The organism is Lysinibacillus sp. FSL R7-0073 (assembly GCF_038009065.1).
Lineage (GTDB): Bacteria > Bacillota > Bacilli > Bacillales_A > Planococcaceae > Lysinibacillus > Lysinibacillus fusiformis.
The window spans coordinates 4673481-4697967 of record NZ_JBBPAS010000001.1 but is presented as its reverse complement, the minus strand read 5'-3'; the positions used below and the strand labels follow the sequence as shown (position 1 = coordinate 4697967).

24 protein-coding genes are annotated in these 24487 nt (G+C 35.6%); 9 read left to right on the top strand and 15 right to left on the bottom strand.

Annotation, left to right across the window (positions count from 1 at the left end):
- Positions 1–6: 6 nt before the first annotated feature.
- Entirely contained in the window at positions 7–498 is a 492-nt protein-coding gene (locus MKY88_RS23695; protein WP_069483153.1) for a hypothetical protein, read from the bottom strand.
- A gap of 151 nt (positions 499–649) precedes the next feature.
- On the opposite strand from MKY88_RS23695, the gene MKY88_RS23690 reads away from it, so the two are divergent.
- The 4 genes from MKY88_RS23690 (at position 650) to MKY88_RS23675 (ending at position 4874) form a co-directional block, all read left to right on the top strand.
- Positions 650–796 carry a hypothetical protein gene (locus MKY88_RS23690; protein ID WP_232540724.1) on the top strand — a complete coding sequence of 49 codons (147 nt, stop codon included), beginning with the start codon at positions 650–652 and terminating at the stop codon, positions 794–796.
- A gap of 185 nt (positions 797–981) precedes the next feature.
- On the top strand, positions 982–1725 hold the full coding sequence (locus tag MKY88_RS23685) for a nucleotidyltransferase domain-containing protein (protein ID WP_328201600.1): 744 nt from the start codon (positions 982–984) through the stop codon (positions 1723–1725).
- Between the two features lie 377 nt (positions 1726–2102).
- The gene (gene mqo, locus MKY88_RS23680; protein ID WP_069483154.1) at positions 2103–3584 is read left to right on the top strand and encodes a malate dehydrogenase (quinone); all 1482 of its coding nucleotides are present in this window, start codon (positions 2103–2105) and stop codon (positions 3582–3584) included.
- Positions 3585–3797: 213 nt separating this feature from the next.
- Entirely contained in the window at positions 3798–4874 is a 1077-nt protein-coding gene (locus MKY88_RS23675) for an ankyrin repeat domain-containing protein (RefSeq protein WP_340814783.1), read from the top strand.
- A 108-nt stretch (positions 4875–4982) separates the two neighbouring features.
- Here the strand turns inward: MKY88_RS23675 and MKY88_RS23670 are convergent, their stop codons facing one another.
- From MKY88_RS23670 to MKY88_RS23635, 8 genes are all read right to left on the bottom strand, one after another.
- Positions 4983–5258 (bottom strand): hypothetical protein, encoded by a 276-nt coding sequence (locus MKY88_RS23670; protein ID WP_069483156.1) that lies wholly within the window; start codon positions 5256–5258, stop codon positions 4983–4985.
- Entirely contained in the window at positions 5252–5914 is a 663-nt protein-coding gene (locus tag MKY88_RS23665) for a hypothetical protein (protein ID WP_340814782.1), read from the bottom strand. Before MKY88_RS23665 ends, MKY88_RS23670 begins: the two co-directional genes overlap by 7 nt.
- Positions 5915–6039: 125 nt before the next feature.
- Complete coding sequence (locus MKY88_RS23660; RefSeq protein ID WP_069483158.1) at positions 6040–6447, bottom strand: MarR family transcriptional regulator; 408 nt, start codon at positions 6445–6447, stop codon at positions 6040–6042.
- A 92-nt stretch (positions 6448–6539) separates the two neighbouring features.
- Positions 6540–7571 (bottom strand): alpha/beta hydrolase family protein, encoded by a 1032-nt coding sequence (locus tag MKY88_RS23655; RefSeq protein ID WP_340814781.1) that lies wholly within the window; start codon positions 7569–7571, stop codon positions 6540–6542.
- A gap of 12 nt (positions 7572–7583) precedes the next feature.
- On the bottom strand, positions 7584–8240 hold the full coding sequence (locus tag MKY88_RS23650; RefSeq protein ID WP_069483160.1) for a hypothetical protein: 657 nt from the start codon (positions 8238–8240) through the stop codon (positions 7584–7586).
- A gap of 2 nt (positions 8241–8242) precedes the next feature.
- The gene (locus MKY88_RS23645; RefSeq protein WP_036165121.1) at positions 8243–8650 is read right to left on the bottom strand and encodes a permease prefix domain 1-containing protein; all 408 of its coding nucleotides are present in this window, start codon (positions 8648–8650) and stop codon (positions 8243–8245) included.
- Entirely contained in the window at positions 8647–8976 is a 330-nt protein-coding gene (locus tag MKY88_RS23640; protein WP_008177869.1) for a PadR family transcriptional regulator, read from the bottom strand. The genes MKY88_RS23645 and MKY88_RS23640 overlap by 4 nt, the downstream gene beginning before the upstream one ends.
- Before the next feature lie 171 nt (positions 8977–9147).
- Positions 9148–10338 (bottom strand): M14 family metallopeptidase, encoded by a 1191-nt coding sequence (locus MKY88_RS23635; protein ID WP_328201588.1) that lies wholly within the window; start codon positions 10336–10338, stop codon positions 9148–9150.
- 170 nt (positions 10339–10508) lie between these two features.
- On the opposite strand from MKY88_RS23635, the gene MKY88_RS23630 reads away from it, so the two are divergent.
- Together MKY88_RS23630 and MKY88_RS23625 are read left to right on the top strand one after the other, a co-directional pair.
- Entirely contained in the window at positions 10509–13256 is a 2748-nt protein-coding gene (locus MKY88_RS23630) for an ATP-binding protein (protein WP_340814780.1), read from the top strand.
- A 2-nt stretch (positions 13257–13258) separates the two neighbouring features.
- Entirely contained in the window at positions 13259–14113 is an 855-nt protein-coding gene (locus MKY88_RS23625) for a CheR family methyltransferase (RefSeq protein ID WP_069483163.1), read from the top strand.
- Between the two features lie 46 nt (positions 14114–14159).
- Here the strand turns inward: MKY88_RS23625 and MKY88_RS23620 are convergent, their stop codons facing one another.
- Both MKY88_RS23620 and MKY88_RS23615 read right to left on the bottom strand, forming a co-directional pair.
- Positions 14160–15308, bottom strand: a complete 1149-nt coding sequence (locus MKY88_RS23620; protein ID WP_069483164.1) for a SpoIIE family protein phosphatase — start codon at positions 15306–15308, stop codon at positions 14160–14162.
- Positions 15309–15434: 126 nt separating this feature from the next.
- The gene (locus MKY88_RS23615) at positions 15435–16478 is read right to left on the bottom strand and encodes an HAAS signaling domain-containing protein (protein ID WP_340814779.1); all 1044 of its coding nucleotides are present in this window, start codon (positions 16476–16478) and stop codon (positions 15435–15437) included.
- 79 nt (positions 16479–16557) lie between these two features.
- Here MKY88_RS23615 and MKY88_RS23610 point away from each other — a divergent pair, with 79 nt between their 5' ends.
- On the top strand, positions 16558–17853 hold the full coding sequence (locus MKY88_RS23610) for a GNAT family N-acetyltransferase (protein ID WP_340814778.1): 1296 nt from the start codon (positions 16558–16560) through the stop codon (positions 17851–17853).
- A 14-nt stretch (positions 17854–17867) separates the two neighbouring features.
- Here MKY88_RS23610 and psiE read toward each other — a convergent pair whose 3' ends face one another.
- The gene (psiE, locus tag MKY88_RS23605) at positions 17868–18323 is read right to left on the bottom strand and encodes a phosphate-starvation-inducible protein PsiE (protein WP_008177855.1); all 456 of its coding nucleotides are present in this window, start codon (positions 18321–18323) and stop codon (positions 17868–17870) included.
- Positions 18324–18540: 217 nt separating this feature from the next.
- Between psiE and MKY88_RS23600 the strand changes: the two genes are divergently transcribed.
- Positions 18541–18765: a hypothetical protein gene (locus tag MKY88_RS23600; protein ID WP_008177853.1), complete on the top strand. Its 225-nt coding sequence runs from the start codon at positions 18541–18543 to the stop codon at positions 18763–18765.
- Positions 18766–18822: 57 nt separating this feature from the next.
- On the opposite strand, the gene MKY88_RS23595 is transcribed toward MKY88_RS23600, so the two are convergent.
- Together MKY88_RS23595 and guaC are read right to left on the bottom strand one after the other, a co-directional pair.
- The gene (locus MKY88_RS23595; RefSeq protein ID WP_340814777.1) at positions 18823–20556 is read right to left on the bottom strand and encodes a methyl-accepting chemotaxis protein; all 1734 of its coding nucleotides are present in this window, start codon (positions 20554–20556) and stop codon (positions 18823–18825) included.
- A 202-nt stretch (positions 20557–20758) separates the two neighbouring features.
- Entirely contained in the window at positions 20759–21742 is a 984-nt protein-coding gene (guaC, locus tag MKY88_RS23590; protein WP_328201570.1) for a GMP reductase, read from the bottom strand.
- Positions 21743–21978: 236 nt separating this feature from the next.
- Here guaC and MKY88_RS23585 point away from each other — a divergent pair, with 236 nt between their 5' ends.
- Positions 21979–22398 carry a VOC family protein gene (locus MKY88_RS23585; protein WP_025116510.1) on the top strand — a complete coding sequence of 140 codons (420 nt, stop codon included), beginning with the start codon at positions 21979–21981 and terminating at the stop codon, positions 22396–22398.
- A 44-nt stretch (positions 22399–22442) separates the two neighbouring features.
- On the opposite strand, the gene MKY88_RS23580 is transcribed toward MKY88_RS23585, so the two are convergent.
- The gene (locus MKY88_RS23580) at positions 22443–24392 is read right to left on the bottom strand and encodes a methyl-accepting chemotaxis protein (RefSeq protein WP_340814776.1); all 1950 of its coding nucleotides are present in this window, start codon (positions 24390–24392) and stop codon (positions 22443–22445) included.
- Between the last annotated feature and the right edge of the window lie 95 nt (positions 24393–24487).

Here is a 24487-nt window from a genome sequence, read left to right as displayed (position 1 = left end):
TTTGCCTTAACACCAAACGACTATCTCATATGGAGTAGTTTGGGCAGGTATACTTCTAGTAGTAGGACCATACATAACAATCAGGTTTCGATTAGCAGGGCTTTTTGTAAAAGGTTGCCCATTTTTAAGTGACATAACGGTTGAAGGAGAAAGGTTTAATTGTAATTGCCCATCGCTACTCACCAATTGTTGATTAAAAAAATCTACCTTCACGTTTTGAAAGTTACTTTCTTTTACTACAATTAATGCACGATATTGTGGTGGATAAATCATAGGTACAGGCGCATCTCCATCATAATAACCAGTGACCCATTCACCAGCTCTAACAACTTCATGATTCACAAAATAAGTAGAAGGAGAAATGACAAAGTTGACGACTCCGCCTACACCATCTTCCACACTCATCATTTTATAACAACCATCCCTGTCACCATTTTGCCCCACTGGAAAATCACTAATTTGTGTAATGACACCACGAAATGATTTAAAATTTACCATAGCCATTCCCTTCTAAAATCATTCTTGTTCTTTTATTTAATTTATGTAGCATTGCAGACTGAGGTGACAGACATAAATAGGTATTACTATTTTGTATGATCCTCAACTATACTTAAATATGTTTACTATAAAGTTAGAGGAGTGGAATCTATTGAAGTGGATTTCTAAAAATAAGAAAGTCTTTTTATTAGTAGTAGTTGTAATTATTATTGCGGGTATACTCGATATCAAATATGAGGGAGTATTTTATCAATTATTGCCAACATCTATGCAAAGTTTTTTATCTGATCTATTTTAATAGTGGCTCCATATCAAAATCCTTCAAGAAGTATACTCTCGAAGGATTTTATTTAGTACATTCGTTATTTATAGGAAGTCGCAGCAATCATTAAAAAGCAATTGTCAGGGGATTGCTAGGTTTTGTTGACATACTAAAAAATACATAATAAAGAGGAATGACGTTGGCAAATTGAAGAAAAGCACTTGAAACATTTTGAAAGATGGCAGGACAGAGACGAAGTAGTAGGCGCGTTAATTTGTGGGAGTTACGTTACAGGACATCCTTCCGAACGTTCTGATATAGATGTACATATTATTTTATCAAATGATGTGACATGGCAAGAAAGAGGTAATCAAATAATTGATGGCTTTCTGATTGAATACTTTGCTAATCCATCAGGTCAAATTTGGCGCTATTTCCAAGATGATTTTAATAAACATAGGACAATGGCGATGGTACAATTTCAAACAGGGCATATTTTATTTGATTATACTGGAATAATAAATGAATTAAAGATAGAGGCATATGCATGGCTAGAGAAAAATTATGAAACAATTAATAAAACGGTGCTAGAAATAAAAAAATACGGATTATGGGATATGTTAGATAATGTAAAAGACTGTTATGAGCAAAAGAGGGGAGACTTTATCTGTGTTTATCATAATGCATTGGCGTCTTTGCTCATGGAGTATGGACAGTTTTTAAATGTGTATACGATTCCTCCTTATCAAATCCATGCCTATCTCGTAGATCCTCTCTACCTGCAAAAGTATATGAAGTCAGCCTTTCCTGATGAGCGCTTAAAACAAATGTTTCTGCATGCACTGAAAGAGAACAAGGCTGAACAGATGTTGGAATCATTGGAGACATTAGTTAGTTATGTGTTACAACAAATGGGTGGTTTTTGTATAGATGGCTGGCATGTAAAAAGCCCAATAGAAGGTTAATCTGCCTCATTCTGATATGAGACGCGTGTCAGTTTTTATGTTATTATACAAATATAATAATAAAAGAGAATATATTTTTTATGAAAATGTCAACCATTTTTAGGCCCGTTATTCCATAAAACTTAAAATATCCTAGTTTTGTGTCTAATGAAAAATGAGTTTTTTGCTTGAATTATGATGATAAAGGCTCGAAAAAAGCTGATAACTCTCATATAAATAGTTGATATTTTATTCTTGAACTAATTGTGATAAACTGCAATAAGGTAATAATTGATACAGAAATGGTGTGCTCCGAGGTTGCTCCATGGCTTACAGTACTTCTAAAGCAGGAGTGCTTACATCCTTTCTGCAAATCTTAACATATAAGGAAGGTAAAAATGAGTAACAGACAAATAAAATCAGATGTTATCTTAATTGGTGCCGGAATCATGAGTGCAACTTTGGGAACAATACTCAAAGAATTAGCACCAGATTGGAAAATTACAGTGTTTGAGAAGCTTGAAAAAGCAGGCGAAGAAAGTTCTCACGAATTGAACAATGCGGGGACTGGACATGCTGCACTATGTGAGCTGAACTACACTTCAGAGAAAAAAGACGGATCAATCGATATCAAAAAAGCGATTAATGTTAATGAACAGTTCCAGGTTTCAAGACAATTTTGGTCTTATCTTGTAAACAATAAGCTGATCAATAATCCACAAGACTTCATTATGCCTTTACCACATATGAGTTTAGTGCAGGGGAAAGAAAATGTTGAGTTTCTTAAAAAACGTCATGAGACAATGATTCAAAATCCTTTATTTGAAGGAATGGAATTTTCAAATGACCCTGAAACACTAAAAAAATGGATTCCACTTATTATGGAAAATCGTCCAGCTGGTGAAGACATTGCTGCAACAAAAATTGACACGGGTACAGATGTTAACTTTGGTGCTTTAACACGTATGTTAATTGACCACTTAAAAGCAAATGACGTGGATGTTAACTACAATCATAGTGTTGAAAGTTTAAAACAAGCTAGTGATGGTTCATGGGAAGTACGTGTGCATGATTTAGACGGCTGTAAAATGGAATATCATTCAGCAAAATTTGTCTTCCTTGGAGCTGGTGGAGGAAGCCTAGAATTACTACAAAAATCAGGTATTCCTGAAGGTAAACATATTGGTGGATTCCCAATTAGCGGTTTATTCCTAGCATGTAATAACCAAGAAATATCTGAACAGCATCATGCAAAAGTATACGGAAAAGCAAAAGTGGGTGCACCACCAATGTCAGTTCCGCATCTAGATACACGTTATATTGATAATAAGAAGTCGTTACTATTTGGACCATTTGCAGGTTTCTCACCGAAATTCTTAAAAACAGGTTCAAACATGGATTTATTTGCCTCTGTAAAACCGCATAATATCACAACTTTATTAGCGGCAGGCGTTAAAGAGATGGGATTAACAAAATATCTAATCCAACAACTTATGCTTTCTAAAGAGCAACGTATGGAAGAATTACGTGAATTCATTCCAAATGCGAAGAGTGATGATTGGGATATTATCGTAGCTGGTCAACGTGTACAAGTCATTAAAGATACAGAAGCAGGCGGTAAAGGAACGCTTCAATTTGGTACAGAGGTTGTAAGTGCAGCCGATGGATCAATTGCAGCTTTACTTGGAGCTTCACCAGGTGCTTCTACAGCTGTACATGTAATGCTAGAAGTTATTAATAAATGTTTCCCGCAACATATTAAAGAGTGGGAAGCAAAAATTAAAGAAATGATTCCTTCTTACGGTTTATCATTAGCAGAACACCCAGAGCTTCTGAAAGAAATTAATGCAACAACAGATGAAGCACTTCGTTTGAAATAAAAATCAATTATATAGACGTTTAAAAAGCTCTTAATCCATTTGCGATTGGGAGCTTTTTTATGGTCATCTTTTCCTGGGAAATTTTGAATAAAAACTCCCTTTTTAATATAGATTTTATTGTTTGGTTTTAAATTGTAAGTATTATGCCCCGTTGTTTAATAGGATGTTATTTTCTATACTTTTTATAAACATAGGAAGGGGGCCTAGCATTAGATGATTAAATTAAAAGATATTGGAACATTTCAGGAAGTGCCCGAAATTGCCATGCATATTTATACTGGTGATATAGCTGCATTACAAGTTGCAAAAGTGAATGGCTGGGATATTGAAGAAGATATTATTTTAAGTAAGCACATATCATTAAGTCCTTTAGATATAGCATTGATTGCTCAAAAGTTGGATGTTGTAAAGCTATTAATCGACTATCATGTTAATTTGAATGTTAATCAAAATCCTTCTTTTTTAAGAGCTGTTCGATATTGTAAGGAGAATATAATCCGCTATATCGTTTCACATGGGGCAAAATTAGATGGACATAATTGCGTTGGATCTGGTGCCTACTCGCAGGCCTACTATGGTAATAAGAAAAATATCCCGCTTATTCATGAACTAGGGCTTGATATAAAACAGCATGGTGGGGCAGTATTACGTCAGGCTGTATCAAATTATGACAAAAATATGGTTACCTATTTACTTGATCAAGGGGTAGATATTAATTATCAAAAGCCCGATACGGTTTATCCGTATGAGCCTACACCATTAACAATTGCCACACGTATGGGTCATATAGCTATGGTGAGGTATTTAGTTGAGCGGGGGGCAGATATTTTATTAACAGAAAAGGATGGAGAAAGAGCGTATAACATTGCAGTAAGTATAAAAAATATAGAGATAGCTCAATATTTGAAGGCGTTAGAACCTGCTGAGCTTCATTATATAGAAAATAAAAAATATGAATTAAAAAAGTATAAATTACCGAGTGAGCTGCTTAACTTTCTGACAGGAAATCAATTACATCTTAAGCTTGCAGTCAATAATTATGATATTCAGTACATCGATTTTTTCAAACTGACGGAAACAATTGAGATGAGGGTTGGCGGTCAAAAACTGCTCCGTATTTCAGCCACTATCGATCAGTACTCTGATTTGCAATTAGTATGGAACCCAAAGGGACAGGTAGGTTGTTACGATTTGGAGCATGAGGTATATGCAGATTTAAGTAGTTTTATAGATTTCCTTGCTAGGCCAGAAATGTATCTCATTCAATTTCTTGAAGGGGAACTCTCATAATACAGTAGAATTTCCTTCGTGCTCCCTGTTTCATGATAAGCGGTCAAGTCATTCAAAATAAGCAAGTAGAAGAGCGTTAAAGTGCTGTTCCTTTAACGCTCTTTCATATTAATTTCTGATCTTCGAGAAGCAAAAAGCTATAGAATGTTTGACATACCTTGCACAAAAGAACAGCAGTATAGCTACTAGCAATGCTAGAGGGATGCTTAATATAACAGGTAATTCTACACCATACCAAACGCTCATCTTAATTTGATGAAATCCAAATGTTCTTAAAAAGCCAGCTAATATTGAAAGAACACCACTTAACAATAAGCCAGCGTACAATACGGATAATACAGCTAATGCTAATGAGCAAAAAAAAGCTTGTAGCCATTTTAGCACTCTTTTTCCCTCCGTATAATGTGCTGCACCTTTGCGTTAGAAGCAATAGTATAGTTATCTGAATAGTAAAGTGTTTCTATATGACAATTTTCTCCAACTACAACAACTTCACCATCCACTATTTTTGCCTTGGTATAGGCTAGTTTCAAGTGTTTGCCATTAATAGTATGGCAACTTAATTTTTTCTTTAAAAATGAAAGTAGTGTGACCCTATCCTTTTCTACCAAAATATTTTCAGCTGATAACAGGTCAATTTCACTCTCTCCTGACAATTTTAAGTGAAAATGCTCAGCCGTTATTTCTGCAGCTTTAACAATTCCAATAGCATCGAGCTTCTCGCAATGTAATTTCTCTTCAGCTACTAACTTTCCAGAGCTATTAATCTTTTGAATATGACCATTCCGTATTTTTATGTTACCCGCATTCATTAGCTCTTCCATTTCGCAATAATCCTTTAAAGTACAAGAACCTGTACTAGTAAAGGATTGGACGATAACAGGAAAATAAAAGGAACTATGGCCATGAGTAGATACCTTTTTTAGACGTACTTCTTGTTGGATTGCTACAGCTCCTCGAATATTTAATTGCTCGTAATCAGCATCCAGATTTTTAATACGGCCGTTTGTTAGTGTAAGGGTACGAAGGTTTTGAAACATAAAAGTCACCTCATTATAATTTAATTAATATATATTTTAATTGTTAAAATATATATTAATTAAATTATATGCAACTTCCTTTTGTCAAGAACCAATAAAAAAAGGATTTCAAGTTTATTGAAATCCTAAAAGATTTTATTCATTAGCTTGTTTACTTCGCTTAAAATATTGGCCATGTCCATAAGTTTATCTTGGGAAAATTTTAAAAAGATCTCTTGGACCTTTTCATCACCAGTACTTGTTAAAACCATTTTGACCACGCGACGATCATTATTTTCTCTAATTCGTTGTATGAGCGCTAGTTTTTCCAGTTTATCGCACATAGAGGTTACAGCTCCAGGTGTTACACTAAAGAAATCTGCAATTTCTGTCGCTTTCATGCCATTATTTATTTTAAGTTGTAGAAGTAGGATTAGCTGGTTTTGCGATAAGGCTTCTCCTTCAGATAAAAGGTCTACAAACATTTTTGATTTTTGCTGTATTTCTAGCATTTCTTTCATAATGATTTCTACATTATGTAGACTGTCAGCCATATAATCACGTCCGTTAAAATATTTAATAATTGAATTATATAGCAAGTGAAGATATCTTTCCAAGAATACAATATCTCTAAAGAAATAAGCATTTATTGTTTAAAAGTTGCTTGCATCCATTCAAAGAATCTTTCCTTTTCTTCGAATTGTGGATAGTGTGCAGATTGCTCGTAAGCTATAAACTCTTTTTTCTCTGCGCTGATTTGGTCGAAGTAATTTTTTGCTGCTTGTGAGGATGTTTGATAATCATAGTTGCCCATTAAAAAATAGAAGGGTAAATCAAGCTTTTGGACTTTTGTTGGTAGGGGGTGCTGTATGATCTTTTTTAATAAAGCCTCTTGAGACAGGGATAAACCATAGTTATAACGGATAATATCTAATAAATTATACTCTTTACTGAACAGCATCCCTAGCGTATTTCCATCAGGATTATCAATTAATCTGGTAGCACCACCATACTTATTGACGTAATTTCGAGGTGTAAACATTGTACCAGCCTTAATTTCATCAGCTAACTGTTGTAAATGTAAAACATCATCTTTGTTACCTTGCAGTTGAGCCTGATGGATAGTGAAATTTAAACTATCGTTCTCACTTTCGATTGTATTGCTCATTTGTCCTATTCCAATATAAGCTTCATATTTTTCAGGGGCGTTTGCGGCTGCTTGTGTAGCAATATATGTGCCATAGGAATGACCAATTAAGATGACTTTTTCTTTGTCTAGTCGTTTAGCTATATAATCAGTCAGTGCTAATAAATCCTCCACAAGCAAATCTGAAGAAAGATTAGAATAGTCCTCGAAAAAATGAAAGGACTTCCCACTAGCTCGTTGATCATAGTGGACCACAGTAAACTCAGCTTCTAGTAAATTTTGATATTTTCCTGCATAGGGTATTTCAGAGCAACCAGGTCCGCCATGAACAAAAATAATAACAGGGTTATCTTTGTCCTGACCTCGGATCATTATTTCATGACCAGTGTCATTGATTTCGACTTGCTCTAAAACGCTAATGCTGTTCGAGCCTTTTATGGAGGGGGTCCATGTTGGAAAGAGAAGCATCAATAATAGTAAAAGTACAATGACTATTACAAAATTTTTAATAAAATGAATATATGTCTTCATCGAATTCCTTCTTTACATGCGTTTTGCGAATGTCGCTTGATACATTCTTCTTTTATACACATAAAAATACATACTCAGAGGCCACCAAAGCGTAACAAAAATAGGGTAGATTGCCCATATAACTCCTGGTGAAGAAACAATATTTACGATGATAAAAAAGATACTTATTAATAATGTAGCGGTGACGGAGAAAGCCACAAATGTTTTTCGTTGAGCATGGTATAAAGCTAGGGGCCACCATATAACTAAAAATGCTGGATAGATTGCCCAAGGATATTGAGGTGATAAAATGAAATTTAGTAAAGCATAATAAATAATAGTAGAAGCACAGCCTATCAGTGCGATTTTTAGCGTTTTTGCTTTTTCATCTAAGTACATCAGAATTGGCCACCAGAGAATAGGGTAAATGGCGTAAATGAACCATAGATGATCCGGTGTGTAAATATAGTTTTCTATAATAAGAAACACGATAATCATCGTACTACAAATAATTGAGTATTGTTTATACATTTTTTTATACATACAGATGATTGTAATCGGCCAAAGTAACAGCAGTAAGCAAGGATAGATAAACCACATCGTTTGGGGCGATGTCGTGAAATTGACGATACCTAAAAAAATCATTGTCATAATGCTCCCAGCTAGCGAAAAGCTTATAAAATTCTTCATGTTTATTCACCCCATCTCTTACGAGACCATACAAAGTACATGGACAATGGCCACCAAAGAATGGCGAAGATTGGATAGATTGCCCAAATTGTTTGTGGTGTGTAATAAAGATTAATAAAAATAAAGAATGCAATAATTAAGCCACTACCCCAAAGAGAGAACTCTAAATTTAATTTAGCCATGTTTTTCTTAGCAGGCACCTTAACGCCCAGTTCCTTTTTTAAATCTTCTATGTCTCCAAACTCTACAATTGCTTTATTGATGGCATCCTCTTGCTCTTTTCCCTGGTCCATCAAATAAAATACTTTCTCTTCAAGGTTTTCAATAATTTCTTGTTTAACCATTTCCGTTTCGTTGTTGCGAGGAATATCCTTAAACAGCTCATCAATATGGTTTTTTATTCTCTTCATTCGACGCCCTCCATAAATAAATCAATAATTTCTTTTACTTCCGACCATTCTTTCACTAACTCATTTAAATAGGCCTTACCCAATGAGGTAATACGGTAGTACTTTCTTTTGCCACCATGTGAAACATCTCCATAATAGGCTTCAATAATTTCTTTTTTCTCAAGACGTTGAAAAACAGCATACAAAGTTGCTTCTTTAATCTGAAATCGATTATTTGTACGGAGACTTATTTCCTGAGAAATTTCATAGCCATAGCGGTCCTTTTCTGAAATGAGCCGTAAAATAATCGAATCCAAGTGTCCTCGGATAATGTCACTGCGAACCATAAGTCACCTACTTCATTTTATTGCTCTATCTGTCAGAGTAATATTAGCAAATATTACTCTGCCTGTCAAAGTAATTTATTTTCTTTTTTAGAGCACGAAAAAAGAACTCCATTCGCTAAAAATGCCCAAAGGGACCATTTCAAAGCGAATAGAGTTAACGTTCATACTGTTCTACATATACAATCCTGCAAGAAAGATCCCCTTAGCTTCCTCGTAAATATCATCAAATTGACTTATTGGTAGAGGGTTTGTGCCACTCCCTAATTCAACGGTAAAGCCTGGTCTACGCCAATCTTGGATAAACCAATCTTTATAGCCTGCATAGCTCCCAGCAGATTGAATGGGTTCATAGCCACTCACTCTACTAAATTCATTAACGAGCACCTCTGATTCAGGTGGTTCAAGATTTTCAAAGCCCCAATAGATAACGCGGCCCTGTGTATGAAAGGCTAGCACTCTTGCAAAATCACGCTGCTTGGTCAAATCGGCCATAGCGATGGCCTCAGGCTCAGACAAAGGCCTTTCTCCACCATAATCTCTAGGCCCAGGAGTTTTCGGGTTACGGGCCCTTTCTAATTCCCATTTGGCAGGAAACTGGTCATTTAAATCGACACCATGGATGTTTGCTTTCCAGCCAGAAAAATCAGAGCTATCATTATTCCATGAGATGAGTTGATTTTTTAATGATTCATCATTTGGGGGTCCTTGTATGACTAAATTGACGCCATCAGGATTCACCATTGGTACTACGGATAGGGTCGTTTGCTGATAAAGAGGGAATAAAGAAAGTCCATTCATATTATTTTGGTTCGTGAGAGCGAGCAAATAGTCATTTAAAAATGTTAGAATAATAGGTGTAGTAATCCATTCATTGGCATGGAAGGAGCCATTATAGTGAACACGTTTAGCTCCATTCCCAATTAATAGCTCTGGTAATTCCTTACCTAAAACAGAGCTACCAATGATAGAACTGCGAAGAAATGGATAGGCGTTAACTAGCCTTTGAATATCATTCATCATGATGTTGTACGTATAATTTTGCTTACCATCAATTAAGCGCCATGTAATGCGTTGTGGTATGTGAATTATCTGGCCAATTTGTAATTGACTTGGATTAAGACCTGGATTTACAAGTAATATGGCAACAAGTGGGAGATTATATCTCTGTGCAATTTGCCAAAGGGAATCCCCTTGTTTTACTTGATAGTCAATGGTCACAAATCCAGGAATATGAATGCGTTGCCCGACTCTTAAAAATTGAGGATTTATATTGGTATTGGAATCTAAAATGAGTGGAAGAGGTATTTTAAACACTTCACTGAAATGCCAAAGGGAATCTCCTGGCCTTACGAATATGTCCACATGCATTCTCTCCTTAGTTAGAAATGGTTCAATATAAAATGTATATGTGAGAAACTAAGACTTATTAATGCGCAGGCTGCAAAATTTCTTTATATGAATGTTTAAGTTGATATTCTAGTCACATTTATAACAAAAATAGAGTTCAAGAAAGGTAAAGGTAGGAAAACCAAATGTTAAATAAATTAAAACTGGGTATACGCTCCAAGATTACATTAGGTTATATCGTCATTATTCTTTGCTTACTTGCATCAGTGATCATCCTAAATAATCAAATTACTTCTTTGCAAAAGGAGAGAAATTTTATTATTAGGTACGACTCTAATGTGAAAACATTAACCAATGATATTGAAAAATATATATTGGATATGGAATCAAGTCAGCGAGCGTTTATTATTACGGGTGAACCTAGTTATCTGGAGCCCTATGATAATGGAGCGGAAAATTGGAAAATAGATTTTAATGATCTTTATCAGCAAATGAAAGATAAACCAACACAGCTGGAAAAATTAAAAGAGATAGAGGAAACGATTGAGCATTGGATTGAAACAACGGGTGGGCCAACTATTCAATATAAGAAGGACGGTAATACAAAAGCATTAACGGAGTTTTTTAAAGTTGATAATGGGCGCAAAGACATGGAGAAGATGCGCAAATTATTCGATGCATTCCGCGCAACTGAAAATTCTTACACACAAGCAAAGGCTACTCAGTTAGACAAACAAAATAGTCAATTAACTAGCGGTCTATTTGGGATTTTAATTTTTGTTTCTGTAATTGCTATTGTCATAGCAAGTGGAATTTCCCGTTCCATTGTAAAAACTATAACAGAGGTAACACAAACGATTCAGGAAATGGCTGCTACGAAGGGCGATTTCAAAAGAAGAATACATGTCAATACAAATGATGAAATTAATGAGCTTGCCGATGCGACTAATATATTATTGGAATCGGTCGAGAAGAGAGAATGGTTGCAAACGAATATTGCTGATATTGTAACAAAATATCAAGGTATTTCAGCTATTACGAAATTGGCTGAAACTTTCCTATCAGAAATGGCACAGAAAACACAGGCATCTCTTGGAGCATTCTATGTTCGGGAAGAGGCAGAGGAACAAGTACTATTTATGAAAAAGGCTGCTTTTGCTGATGGAGATGATCGTGTCGGTATGGAGAGCTTTAAAGTAGGACAAGGTTTAATCGGTCAATGTGCATTAGAAAAAAGAGTGTTATTTTATGATAATATTCCGCAAGAGTATCGTTTAATTAGAACAGGACTAGGTGAAATAAGACCACAGCATATTTTATTAATTCCTGTAATTTTTGAAAATGAAGTCATAGCCGTTGTTGAGTTAGCTACAATGACTAAATTTAATGCATTACAGCAGGAGCTAGTAAAACAGGTTACAGAAACCTTTGGATTAACCGTCAATGGTGTATTAGGGCGTATGGAAATTGTTCGATTATTGAATGAATCAAGAGCAATGACGGAGGAGTTGCAAGTTCAATCAGAAGAACTTCAAACACAATCTGAGGAATTACAAATGCAGACAGAAGAGCTGACGATGATTAATGAGCAGCTTGAAGAGCGAACGAAAGAGGCAGAGTCCAAATCACGTGAGCTAGAGAAGGCGAAGCAGGAATTAGAGAAAAGTGCAGAACAGCTTATACTTAATTCTAATTACAAATCTGAGTTTTTAGCGAATATGTCACATGAACTAAGAACGCCTTTAAATAGCATATTAATTTTGTCAGAGATGCTCGCAGAAAATAGTCAGGACCACTTAACAGATGAGGAGGCAGAATTTGCGAAGGTTATCCATTCTTCAGGTGAAGATTTGCTTGCATTGATTAATGATATTTTAGATTTGTCAAAAGTGGAGGCAGGGAAGCTAGATATCATTTTTAATGAAGTGAATGTGAGCGAAGTACCTGTTCAAATTGAGCATACTTTTGCACCTGTCGCGATGAAGAAAAATATAAATTTCCATATTTCAAAGGCAGATAATGTTGTCGACATATTCTATACAGATGAAAAGAGATTCCAGCAAATAATAAAGAATTTATTATCAAATGCCTTTAAGTTTACGGAACATGGAACTGTAACTTTAGCGATTAACCAGCTTGCACAGCACCAGCTTTCAAGCAATATGCAAGATATTAGCGCTGATTGGCTAGAAATTACTGTTTCAGATACTGGTATAGGAATTCCAAAAGATAAACACCAATTAATCTTTGAGTCATTCCAGCAAGCAGATGGGGCTACTGTTCGAAAATATGGTGGAACAGGACTGGGTCTTTCAATTTGTAAGGAGTTTGCGAAACTACTTGGTGGTTGGATTACACTGCAAAGTGAAGAGGGACAAGGTAGTAGCTTTACGTTAACGATTCCAAGCTTACCAAATGGAGTCAATGAGGATCATTGCGATAAGCTTGCTGCTTTGAATGAGGTAGCTGTGACAATGGAGGAAGAGGCACATAGAGAAGAGCCCTCGCAGGATCATAGGGAAGTTTTAAAACATGAGGTAGAGGTATTTCAAGGGAAAAATATTTTAATCGTTGACGATGATAACCGTAATATTTATGCCTTAAAAACGGCACTTGAAACAAGAGGTATGAACATTTTAGTGGCTAAAGATGGACTTGAATGCTTAGAGGTTTTGCAAGCTCATCATGAGATTGATTTAGTGCTTATGGATATTATGATGCCGAATATGGATGGTTATGAAGCAATGACTATTATTCGCCAACAAATGAAGCGAACAGATTTACCGATTATCGCTCTGACGGCGAAGGCTATGAAGAATGACCGTGATAAATCATTGCAAGCTGGTGCATCTGATTATATTAGTAAACCATTAAATTTAGATCAATTAATATCCGTTTTAAGAGTATGGTTAGTTTCTAAAGGGAGTTTATAAAGATGGAACATTTCGGGCCTTTGGAGCAAAATATACAGTTGAATAAGCAAACAAATTTAGAAATTGATTTGTTATTAGAGGCTATTTATCGTTTATCAGGCTATGATTTTCGGCAATATAACCGTTCTTCCATTTCACGTCGAATTTTTAATAGAATGAGAATAAATAGCATTCCTACTATTTCTCGTGTTCAGGAAAAGGTCATTCATGATCAGGAATTTTTAGAGCAGCTGTTAAACGATTTTTCAATCAATGTCACGGAAATGTTTCGCAACCCAAGCTTTTTTAAGGCATTTCGTGAAAAAGTGATCCCAACCTTACGTGAATACGAAGAAATTCGTATTTGGCATGCAGGCTGTGCAACTGGTGAGGAAGTATACTCTATGGCCATCTTGCTTCAAGAGGAAGGGCTCATAGACAAGGCTGTAATTTATGCAACAGATATGAATGAGCAAGTGTTAGAAAAGGCTAAGAAGGGTGTCTTTCCTATTCATAAAATGCAGGCATATACGAAAAACTATATGCTTGCAGGGGGAGCCCATGCTTTTTCGGAATACTATAAGACGGATTATCAATATGCTTATTTCCATCCAACATTATTGAAGAATATTATTTTTGCCCAGCATAACCTAGTGACAGATCAATCATTTAATGAATTTCATGTTGTCTTATGTAGAAATGTCCTGATTTATTTTTCGCCGCAGCTGCAAAGTCAGGTCCATCATTTGTTTTATGAAAGCCTAAGCGACAAGGGGTTTTTATGTTTAGGTGATAAGGAAACATTGCGCTTTGAAGAGGTTATTTCGAATTATAGGGAAGTTGTTGGGAACGAAAGAATTTATCAAAAAATAGATTAAAGAGAAAGAGGCTACCTAGTGATAGAGGTAGCCTCTTTCTTTTTATTTATACAGTAGTGGCACTGGCTTGAATCATTAATACACACATATCATCAGGTTGATTGTCTTGTTTGTCCTTAGGCAATAGGTTGTCGATCAAGGGTTGAGTATAGTCCCATTTAGAGGATGTTAGCGTTTGCAAATGCTTTTCGGATTCTATTTCACAAGGTCCCATTGCCTCTAATACACCATCTGTAAACATAACAATTTGTACATCTTTGTCGTACTGAATATATTGTTTTTTGACATTAATTTCATCAAAAAAGCCGACTGCACAGCTACCTTGGTTTAATGGAACACAAGTTTCTTCATCAATTAATGCGTACCCAGCAGGATGACCAGCGTTTATGTATTCGATTGTTTTTTGTTTCGTATCAATCACTAAATAAATCGCTGTGAAATAATAAAGATTTTCATCCTTGCCATCTTGCAGGAGGGTCATATAACGATTCAGTTCTTTAATAACAAGTTCAGGATCGTTTAATTGTTTAACAGCCTCTCTTAAAACCGAGGAGATAAACATACAAACTAGCGCTGCAGATATACCATGGCCCATCATGTCCAATAAAATAATGGCGTAACGATGATCATCTATTTTATGCCAATAGTACATATCACCTGCCAAGTTAGAGGATGGTAGGTAAGAGACTTCTAGACGAATATCTTTTTCATTTAAAGGTGGACTAAGCAGGCTTCTTTGCACATGAGTAGCTAAATCCAATTCGTATTGTATTTTCTTTTCATGTTGCGTGTGCCAATCTAATTCAGCTTTTAACCGTAGGGCAACTCGTATTCTAGCAAGCAATTCAGTTTTATTAATCGGTTTTGTAATATAATCTACGCCCCCGATATCTAATGCTTCTGCGAGTTTGTTTTTATCTTCGAGCGCTGTAACAAAGATGATTTGAATATCTCTCAATCTTTCAATTTGTTTAATACGTTTGCAGGCCTCTATACCATCTACTTCAGGCATCATAATGTCCAATAAAATTAAATCAACTGAGCTTCCGGTTGGATTTGGTTCATTTAATTGTAAATAATCAAATAGCTCATTAGCAGATGAAAGAGAAACACAGTGCTCATAACCTGCATTTTTCAGTATTTTTTCAATGACAAATAAATTGACTTGATTGTCATCTACTAGAAGAATGGTCATAGTTATTTCCCCTTACTCTAATTGAATTGTGCAGATTATTATTCGTGTATATAAATTACTTCCAACTTTATTATTATACAAAACATTAGAGGAGAAAGGTATTTTAGCGATTTGAAAGAAGAGTTTTCAATCATAGATTTTCAATTCATCACTTTTAACGCTTGGTATTTTAGCTTTTCTAAATCCTTGATATATATCAAATGCATTGGCCAAAACAGCAATGATCATACTGGCAAGTAGGATCTTATCTATGACAGAGGAGACCTTTGCTGTATTGCTTTCTACGATTGCCGCAAGGTACGGAATGGAGGCACTATGGATAAAATCTTGATGAACAGCGATGAGAATAAATACAATAGTCCCCGCACTTTGAAGCAATGCATTGATGATTGCGATTATCATGGTCCATTGCCCCATACGCCATTTTAAAAATGTTAAAGTAAGACTAAGAATGATACAGAGCACAACGAAGAGAGCATAGGATTGTAAAATATTTTGATTAAAGATGGGCATAACAAATTTTAAGCTACCATTCCCATTTGTTGTATAAATACCTAAAAGCCGATTGGCGTTCCAATAAACAAAGGTAAAAATAATAATCCCTAAAAAGCTAAAAATTATATCACTTAAAGTGATGAGTTTGTCTTTAGGAATGGTTTTAATTTTTAAACTTTCAGGTGTCCACTCCTTGCGGTCATTCAGGAAAGGTAATAATTGAATTTTATTCGTATCGGTGCGTTCGATGACGATGAAGAAAATGGTGATCCAAAACAAAACATGAAATGATACAGAAATAATGGCGACAATCGTCATGGCAAATGCTGAAATGATAGTGGAGAGCAAGGCCTCTTCTCCTGAATAGAGAAAAATTCTCTGAATTACCTGAACAATGACTGTTATAAAAATTGCCCAAGGAAAAACGAGTTTAATGGTTCTAGTGTATGGATCAAACACATTTGGACCAATTAAAAAACGTGGCGTATCTTGATAGCTGGCTGCAACTTTTGCAGGGCTTCCAAGCTTTTTTAGCACTTCCATCATATCTGCTTCTGAATATGGCTCTGGCAACATATCTTCAATAGTAGCTTTTAGCTCAAGCTTTATGTTGTCACGTTTATTTTTATGTAGTCTTTTAGATACTTCATTGATATACGCATCAATTAAGGTCATTTCTTTATTCCTCCTTTAATCATGTTCATTGTCATTCATATGACGTGGTAATATATGTTATTATGGGTGGAAAATGAATATGAACGACATGTCATACTTTGAAAATGGAGGGGAAACAATGAGAGTGGTAGAGAGATTAGTAAAAGAGCAAGACTTTTTAACTTTTGCGAGTATCGTTGTAGGAGCCTACCCTGGAAGAATGAACGGAGCTCAGACAACAAAAGAGCAGTTGAAAAATCTTTTTATGGAAAATCAAAATCATGATGAATCCCTAAATTATTTTGGACTTTGGGAAGATGACAAACTAATTGGCGGCATGCGACTACATGATTTTGAAATGAACCTTTTTTCTAAAATGATACCGATTGGCGGAGTAGGGCTTGTTGCAGTTGATTTACTACATAAAAAGGAAAAAGTTGCGAAGGAGTTAATCCATCAATTCTTTAACTTTTTTTTAGCAAAGGATATTCACTTTGTCGCGTTGTATCCGTTTAGGCCTGATTTTTATAAGAGAATGGGGTTTGGATATGGACCGAGAATGTATCAATATTTAGTAGAGCCCTTAAGCTTTCCTAAAGGCCCAACGAAGAAGCACCTTAAATATTTAACAGTGCGAGATCAACTGCAGCTAACAGATTGTTATAACAGGGTAGCGTCTCAAAAGCATGGAATGTTTCTTAAAACAAAGTCAGAGCTATCCTTTATTTTTAAAAACGACAAAAACTATGTGATTGCGATGGAAAAGGATGATACCGTACAAGGCTATATCGTTTTTTCATTTGAAAAGCAAAGTGAAAGTAATTTTATGTTGAATAATTTAGTTATTAAAGAATGGGTATATGAAACACCACAGGCATTGTTAGAGCTGAGTACATTTTTAAACAGTCAGGCAGATCAAGTAAACCGCATTGAGTGGAATACACAAGAAGACAATGTTCATTTCTTTTTAGGCGATGTCAGAAATGGTACAAATCATTTAATTCCTAGTGTTTACCATGAAAATGCTGTGTCAGGGGTTGGTCTGATGTACCGTATTATTAATGTAAAAGGTTTTTTTGAAGAGTTAACGACACACCATTTTAATGGTGTAACATTGACATTTAAATTAACAGTTATGGACTCATTACTTGCTGAAAATAATCAGCAACTCATTATTGAGGTGGTTGAAGGCGCGATTAACTTTATTGAAAGTAGTCACTATGATGTGGAAATAATTATAGATGTGGCCGAGCTTTCCTCACTGGTAATGGGAGTCATAACGGTCCAAGAACTGTATATGCTTCAGCAAATAAAAATCAGTCATGAGCAATATCTACAGGCATTACAGCAATTTTTCTTTGTGTTTGAAAAACCAAAATGTACAACGCCGTTTTAGAATGGCGGGCTAGGTTAATGTTCTTTTTTCATAAATAGAGATGATCTTGTCGGTCTTTCAAGTGGCGTGATATTAATAATAAAGTAACTAATGATGAGTATGAGAATAATAACTGAATAAATTAATGTATTAAGAGGATGATCGTGCTCAACGATAATTAATCGAATCATAGCTGTGATACCTATATATATAAAGTATCGAAGCGGAAAATGATAATCCTCTTTAAAATATTTAATAATCATCGTAATGAACTCAAAGTACAAAAAGAATATAAGAATGTTAGCGAGGAATAGCTTGTAATCGCCACCTTCCTTAGAGAAGAGTAATATTTTAAGAAATTCTATTAGCTCCTTAAAGAGTAAAAACGCTAGTATGAGTGCTAAGAGGACTAAGCAAACATTCAGAAAAAGTTGCAAAGACTTTGGTACAGCTTTAATGAGCTGTATGTAGGTTGAATTTTTTTGATTCATATAACTCCTCCAATCGGATTTGTATAGTGGGTCTAAACATATTTATCATATGGCAAAATACGAGTGTATTATGATATAAATATAACAAATTGTCGTAAATCTTTCTTTTAGGATTTGTAAAGTTTTGGTATTTTTTGTGAAAGAAAGTTTTTAAAATAATTTAGTGGTATGCTAAAATAGATGTGCATGAATATAAAATTTAAAAGGGGTTTTTAAAATGGCAAAATCTGCAAAAACAGATGCGAAAATTACACCAGAGCGTTTAGAAGAAGCGTTAGTAGTTCGTGATCGTCTTATTATCGAACTACTTGTACAAGTACTTGATGAGAAGCTAGTAATTGAACGCCCAGTATTACGTGAGCGTGTAGGAAACCTTGTAGATCTTTCTAGCTATGATGCAGAACTAAAGGAAACAATCCACGCAGTTATTAACAAACTATAATGAAAAGAAGAATGCTACGACCAATTCGTAGCATTCTTTTTTATAGAATGTCACATGTCATGTAAAGCGTTCTACTAATTCATACATGCGCTCTGCCTCTGTATGGAGCTCCTGTGAGGAGTGCATGATAGACGTAACGGCTGACTTTTGTTCATCAATGGATGCATTGATTTGCTCTGTTGCAGCAGCAGATTCTGTGGCCACGCTTGCTATTTCGTTAATAGCATGAATGACAACTACACGGTTTTCTGCCATTTCATTCATACCCTCATTAAGAGAAACAAGGTGCTCGGTTATGTCCTGAATGGAATCGGCTAGGAAAGTAAAAGCTCCTTTTACTTCTGTAATCGACATTGCCTGACTTTGTGAAAGCTGAAGAGTGTGTATCATTTTTGTATCTGAATTGACCGTATCAATCTCAATGCGCTGCAATAGATTTTTGACACGATTAGTAGCTTCATTTGTATCCTCTGATAAATTTCGTACTTCTTCTGCAACTACAGCAAATCCTTTACCGTGATCGCCTGCACGAGCTGCTTCAATACTTGCATTTAGCGCTAATAAATTTGTTTGCTCTGAAATGGAAGTTATCGTTTGTACTACTTGATGAATTTCTTTCATCTGGTTTGTTAAACTTGAAAAATTAGTTCTTAACTCTTCGATTACTTGCGTGAATTCGTGCGAATTTTGCAGTAATAGATCTACTTTTTGTCTACCATTTTCTTGTGACTGATTAATAGTATTCATATTTGCGGTAATGTCGTTATATTTACTTGTTGCATTGGAAATCAATGAGGATAGTGTTTCAACTTTACTACTAGCCATTTCAGCCTCCTCTGCTTGTACAACAGCTCCTTTAGAAATGTCGTTGATAGCTTGATGAATTTCATCAGCTGAGGCGGTAGTTTCCTCTGTAATCGCACTTAGCATTTCTGAAGAAACTCTCATCTGGGATGCACTATCCTTTGTATTGTTGACCATCTCATGCAAGCTTTGTTTCATATTATTGACATTCTTCGCTAATGTGCCAAGTTCATCCTTTGTCGTAACAGGAATGTCCTCTCCTGTTAGTTTACCTTCCGCTATATCCGATGTGATCACCATAATTTTTCGTATGTAGGCAGTCATCTGTCCAGAGAAGAACCAAAAAAGCATGATACCGATTATAGTAGCTAGGATAGTTGTACCAAGTGTGTAATATAAAACATTTTTAGTACCTGCATTAAAATCAATTTCATATGTACCAGCCGCGATAATCCATCCCCAATGCTTGTCCATTTCAACATAAGTAATTTTCGGAGCAACAATATCTGGATTGGAGGGTAGTGCCCAGTCATACCGCACATATCCGCCACCTGCTTGTGCTGTTTCAATCATTTCCTTTACAAAATAACGTCCATCACTCGTTTGTAAATCGGAGATATTTTGACCTTCAAGAGAGGGATGAGTTTCAACCATACCGTTATCCTTAAAGGCATAGAAATAAAAATTATCACCGTATTTTACAGGGTTATCGATAGATCGCTTTTGATCCTCAATTTTTTTACCAACAATCTGTGTTCTGGCACTTTCCTGTGCTTCTTCTAACGTTAATTTTCCATCTTGAACCTGTCCATCTAATTGTGAAATTAATTCAAGTATGCCTAGTGTGCCATTTTTAAGACTTTGTCTACCTACCTGATCCATCTCGCCTTTTGCTACAAAATAATTCACTGTTCCAACCAGCACTGTAGATATGAGAATAACAATAATAGCTAAAGCGACCAACTTATTACGCACTGATTTAATCATAGAAAAGACCTCCGTTCCTCTAAAGTAATACAGTATAGTTATAGTATAATATAAAATTATCTAATTAAATAGAAAATTCTGATAATAAAAGTAATATTTTATTTTTTTTGTAGTCACGGTGTTTATAGAGAAAGGGGGGTGATGAAATGATATAAAAAACCCCACTTCAGATTGTTCAGTCCTGAAGTGAGGTTGTAACTTATTAGTACACTTTATCTCCATTGAAGATAGAGTTTTTCACGATAACATAATCAACATTTCGAATAGCATCTAGCTTTGTGCCACCTGCATAAGAAATAGATGACTGTAAGTCTTGTTGCATTTCAATTAATGTATCTTTAATGCTTCCCTTATGCTCAACATACATTTTCTTTCCTTCAACGTTTTTACGTTCGCCTTTTTGGAATTCTGAAGCAGAGCCGAAGTATTCTTTTACCTTTTTACCCTCGACTTCGATTGTTTGACCAGGTGACTCTTCGTGACCTGCGAATAAAGAACCGATCATCACCATTGAAGCGCCAAAACGTACAGACTTAGCAATATCACCGTGTGTACGAATACCACCATCTGCAATAATTGGCTTTGTAGCAGCTTTTGCACACCAGCGAAGAGCAGCTAACTGCCAGCCACCTGTACCAAAGCCTGTTTTAATTTTAGTAATACATACTTTACCTGGCCCAATTCCAACTTTTGTCGCATCAGCCCCAGCGTTTTCAAGCTCACGAACAGCTTCTGGTGTCCCCACATTACCAGCAATAACAAAGCTATTTGGTAAGTGTTTTTTAATATGCTGGATCATACGAATAACAGCATTAGAATGTCCATGTGCAATATCTATGGTAATGAATTCAGGTACTAAATTTGTAGTTGCTAATTCTTCAATAAACGCATATTCTTCTTCTTTTACACCAACACTAATAGAAGCAATTAAACCACTGCCATGCATGTCTTGAATAAAGTTGATACGTGCTTCTGGTTGGAAGCGGTGCATGATATAAAAGTAACCGTTTTCAGCAAGCTTCTTAGCAAGAGTTTCATCTATAATTGTTTGCATATTAGCAGGTACTACAGGAAGTTTAAAAGTATGTCCTCCTAAAGTAACGGAAGTATCACATTCTGAACGGCTTTCTACGATACATTTTGCGGGAATTAGTTGAATATCTTCATAGTCAAATACGTTATCCATTATATACACTCCTAAAATACGAATATTTTTAAAGATTTATTTTAAATTGTTCGCCATTTGGTAATTTACATGATTTTTGAGGAAATGTCAAAGCTTTTGCTAAAATTAATAAAAAATTTGAAGATAAGGCTATATTTCTTAAGTTATAGAAGAATTATTTATCTTTTAGTTTGTGTTATGATTTATAATCCATGTACAATATAATTGTTTCAAAAAATGTCAAGGGAGTGTTGGAAATGGCGGTAGAGGTATATTTAATTTTTAACGGAAATTGTCGAGAAGCTGTAGCGTTTTACGAAGATGCTTTTAGTACGGACAAGGCTGAAATTATGACATTTGGGGATTCACCACAAAACCCTGATTATCCATTACCAGAGGAAGCAAAAGATCTTGTTATGCATACGCGACTTTCCGTATTCGGTAGTAGAATTATGTTCTCAGATACATTTCCAGGCTCACCATATGCGGTTGGAAACAATGTTACATTAGCAGTTGTTTCTGATGATGAAGAGCAGATGCGAAAAGCATTTGATAAGCTTAAAGATGGTGGGAAAGTTGTTATGGAGCTTCAAGAAACTTTTTGGAGCAAATGTTACGGCTCCCTTACAGATAAATTTGGTGTAGAGTGGCAGTTTAGCCATGAGGTAAATGAATAATTAATACAATTCAAAGCACGGTGATCATTCACCGTGCTTTATTTTTAGTAATGAAAACGATTGACATAGCCCTGTAATTCATCCGCCATATCGAGTAATGCTTTAGAAGATGATGCGATTTCCTGCATCGAGGACAATGTTTGTTCAGTTGAAGCGGCTACTTCTTCAGATGCTGCTGCATTGAGTTTAGCATGATCCGACAGTTCAATGGCTGTTGCCGAAACCTCTTCCACAACAGCAGACATTTCCTGAGCTGAAGCCGATATATCCTCCATTTTAGGAGCAATGTTTCGTAAGCTCTCAATAATACTTATAAATTTCTTTTTTGTGTCCTCAGACAGCTGTAAGCCTTCTTGGACATCTGCAGAAGCCTTCATCATTGTTTGAACAGATTTAGCCGTATCTTGTTGAATCCCTGTAATTAGCGTAGCAATTTGCTCCGCTGACTGATGAGATTGTTCTGCCAATTTACGTACTTCATCTGCCACAACTGCAAAGCCTTTGCCATTTTCGCCAGCTCGTGCTGCTTCAATAGCTGCATTCAATGCAAGAAGGTTTGTTTGATCTGAAATGTTACTAATAATTTCGATGATGGAGCCTATTTCTTTTGTACGATCGAATAGTGATTTAATCATGCTATCAGACTGTGCTACAGATTCATGGATGGATACCATTTGATTCACCGATTGCTCGACAGATTGTCCACCCTCCACTGCTAAATGGATAGCCTGACTTGATAAATCAGAGACTTGTAGTGCACTATCTGCTACCTCTACAACTCCTTTTGCAATTTCCTCTATGGAAATAGCATTTTGATCGATTCCTGTTGTTTGTTTTTCTGTACTTATAGCTACTTGCTGCATTGCCTCTGTCACTTGTTCAGAAGCAGCGATATTCTGCTCAGCATTTGCTGAAAGACCTTGTGCAGCAGTTTGAACATGCTGAGAGCTTTGATCAACATTGCGAATAAGCTTTTTTAAGTTTACTTTCATGGAGACAAATGCCTCACCAAGCTGTCCAATTTCATCCTTCGTATGAATATCAATATATTCCGTTAAATCCCCATCACTTATTTTTAGTGCGCTCTGTTGTAATCTCTTAATAGGGCTAACAATGGATTTAATCATAGCAAGCATAAAAATAATGCCAACAATAATGGAAACTGCAATGATTAGTAAAGTGATATTAAATGTAGCAGAGGCAGCATCTGTAGCCTCTACGGTAAACATTGTTCCGATAACCTTCCATCCTGTCAGTTCATTTGTCTCAAAGCGTAAATGACGGTTTTTTTCAATAATGATGCCTTCCTGTTGTTCATAAACCTTTGATATATATTTTTCTGTAGCTTCGGTGCCGCTTTCCTTATCCCTTTGTGCTACATATAGCTGATTATTATCCAGTATGGCAGCAAAGCCGGTTTTCCCAATACGAGTATCATCTGTTAGTGCACTTAGAACAGAGATATTTAAATCTAAGGCAATAACACCTGAATCATCAGGGAGAGCTTGCATAACGGTCACTACGATATTATTTGTAGATTTTGATAGATAAGGAGAAGTAATCGATGCTTGTCCCTTGTTTTCAACCGCTTCTGTATACCAAGGTCGAACACGCGGATCATAATCGCTTGCATACTCATGGATAGGTGCATCAATCATGCCACCATCTGCAGTACCAATATAAAGCAATTCTACCTCTGGATGTGTATGAACGTATTCTTGGAAAAGATTATTCAATTCCTGACGATTCTCTGGCTGTAAATGAGATAGATTTAACTTTTTTGCAAAATATTCAATATCATGTACTTTAGGCGCAATCATATTTGTAATATTGGTATTTAGCATTCTGACACTTTCCATAGCACTTGCTTGTTGCTCCTTTAAAATTTGACTTTTAGTACTTTTAAAGGAGGTATAGCCGATCATAAGTGCAGGAACGAGAAGGATGACTAAAAATGCAAAGATGAGTTTCTTTCTTAAACTAAGTTTTTTCATAGGGTATTCCTCCTTAACATGTCATGATTAGTTTGTAGATCATGGGACAACGAAGGCTAATAATGGTTGTTCATTCTTAACATGTCATGATTAGT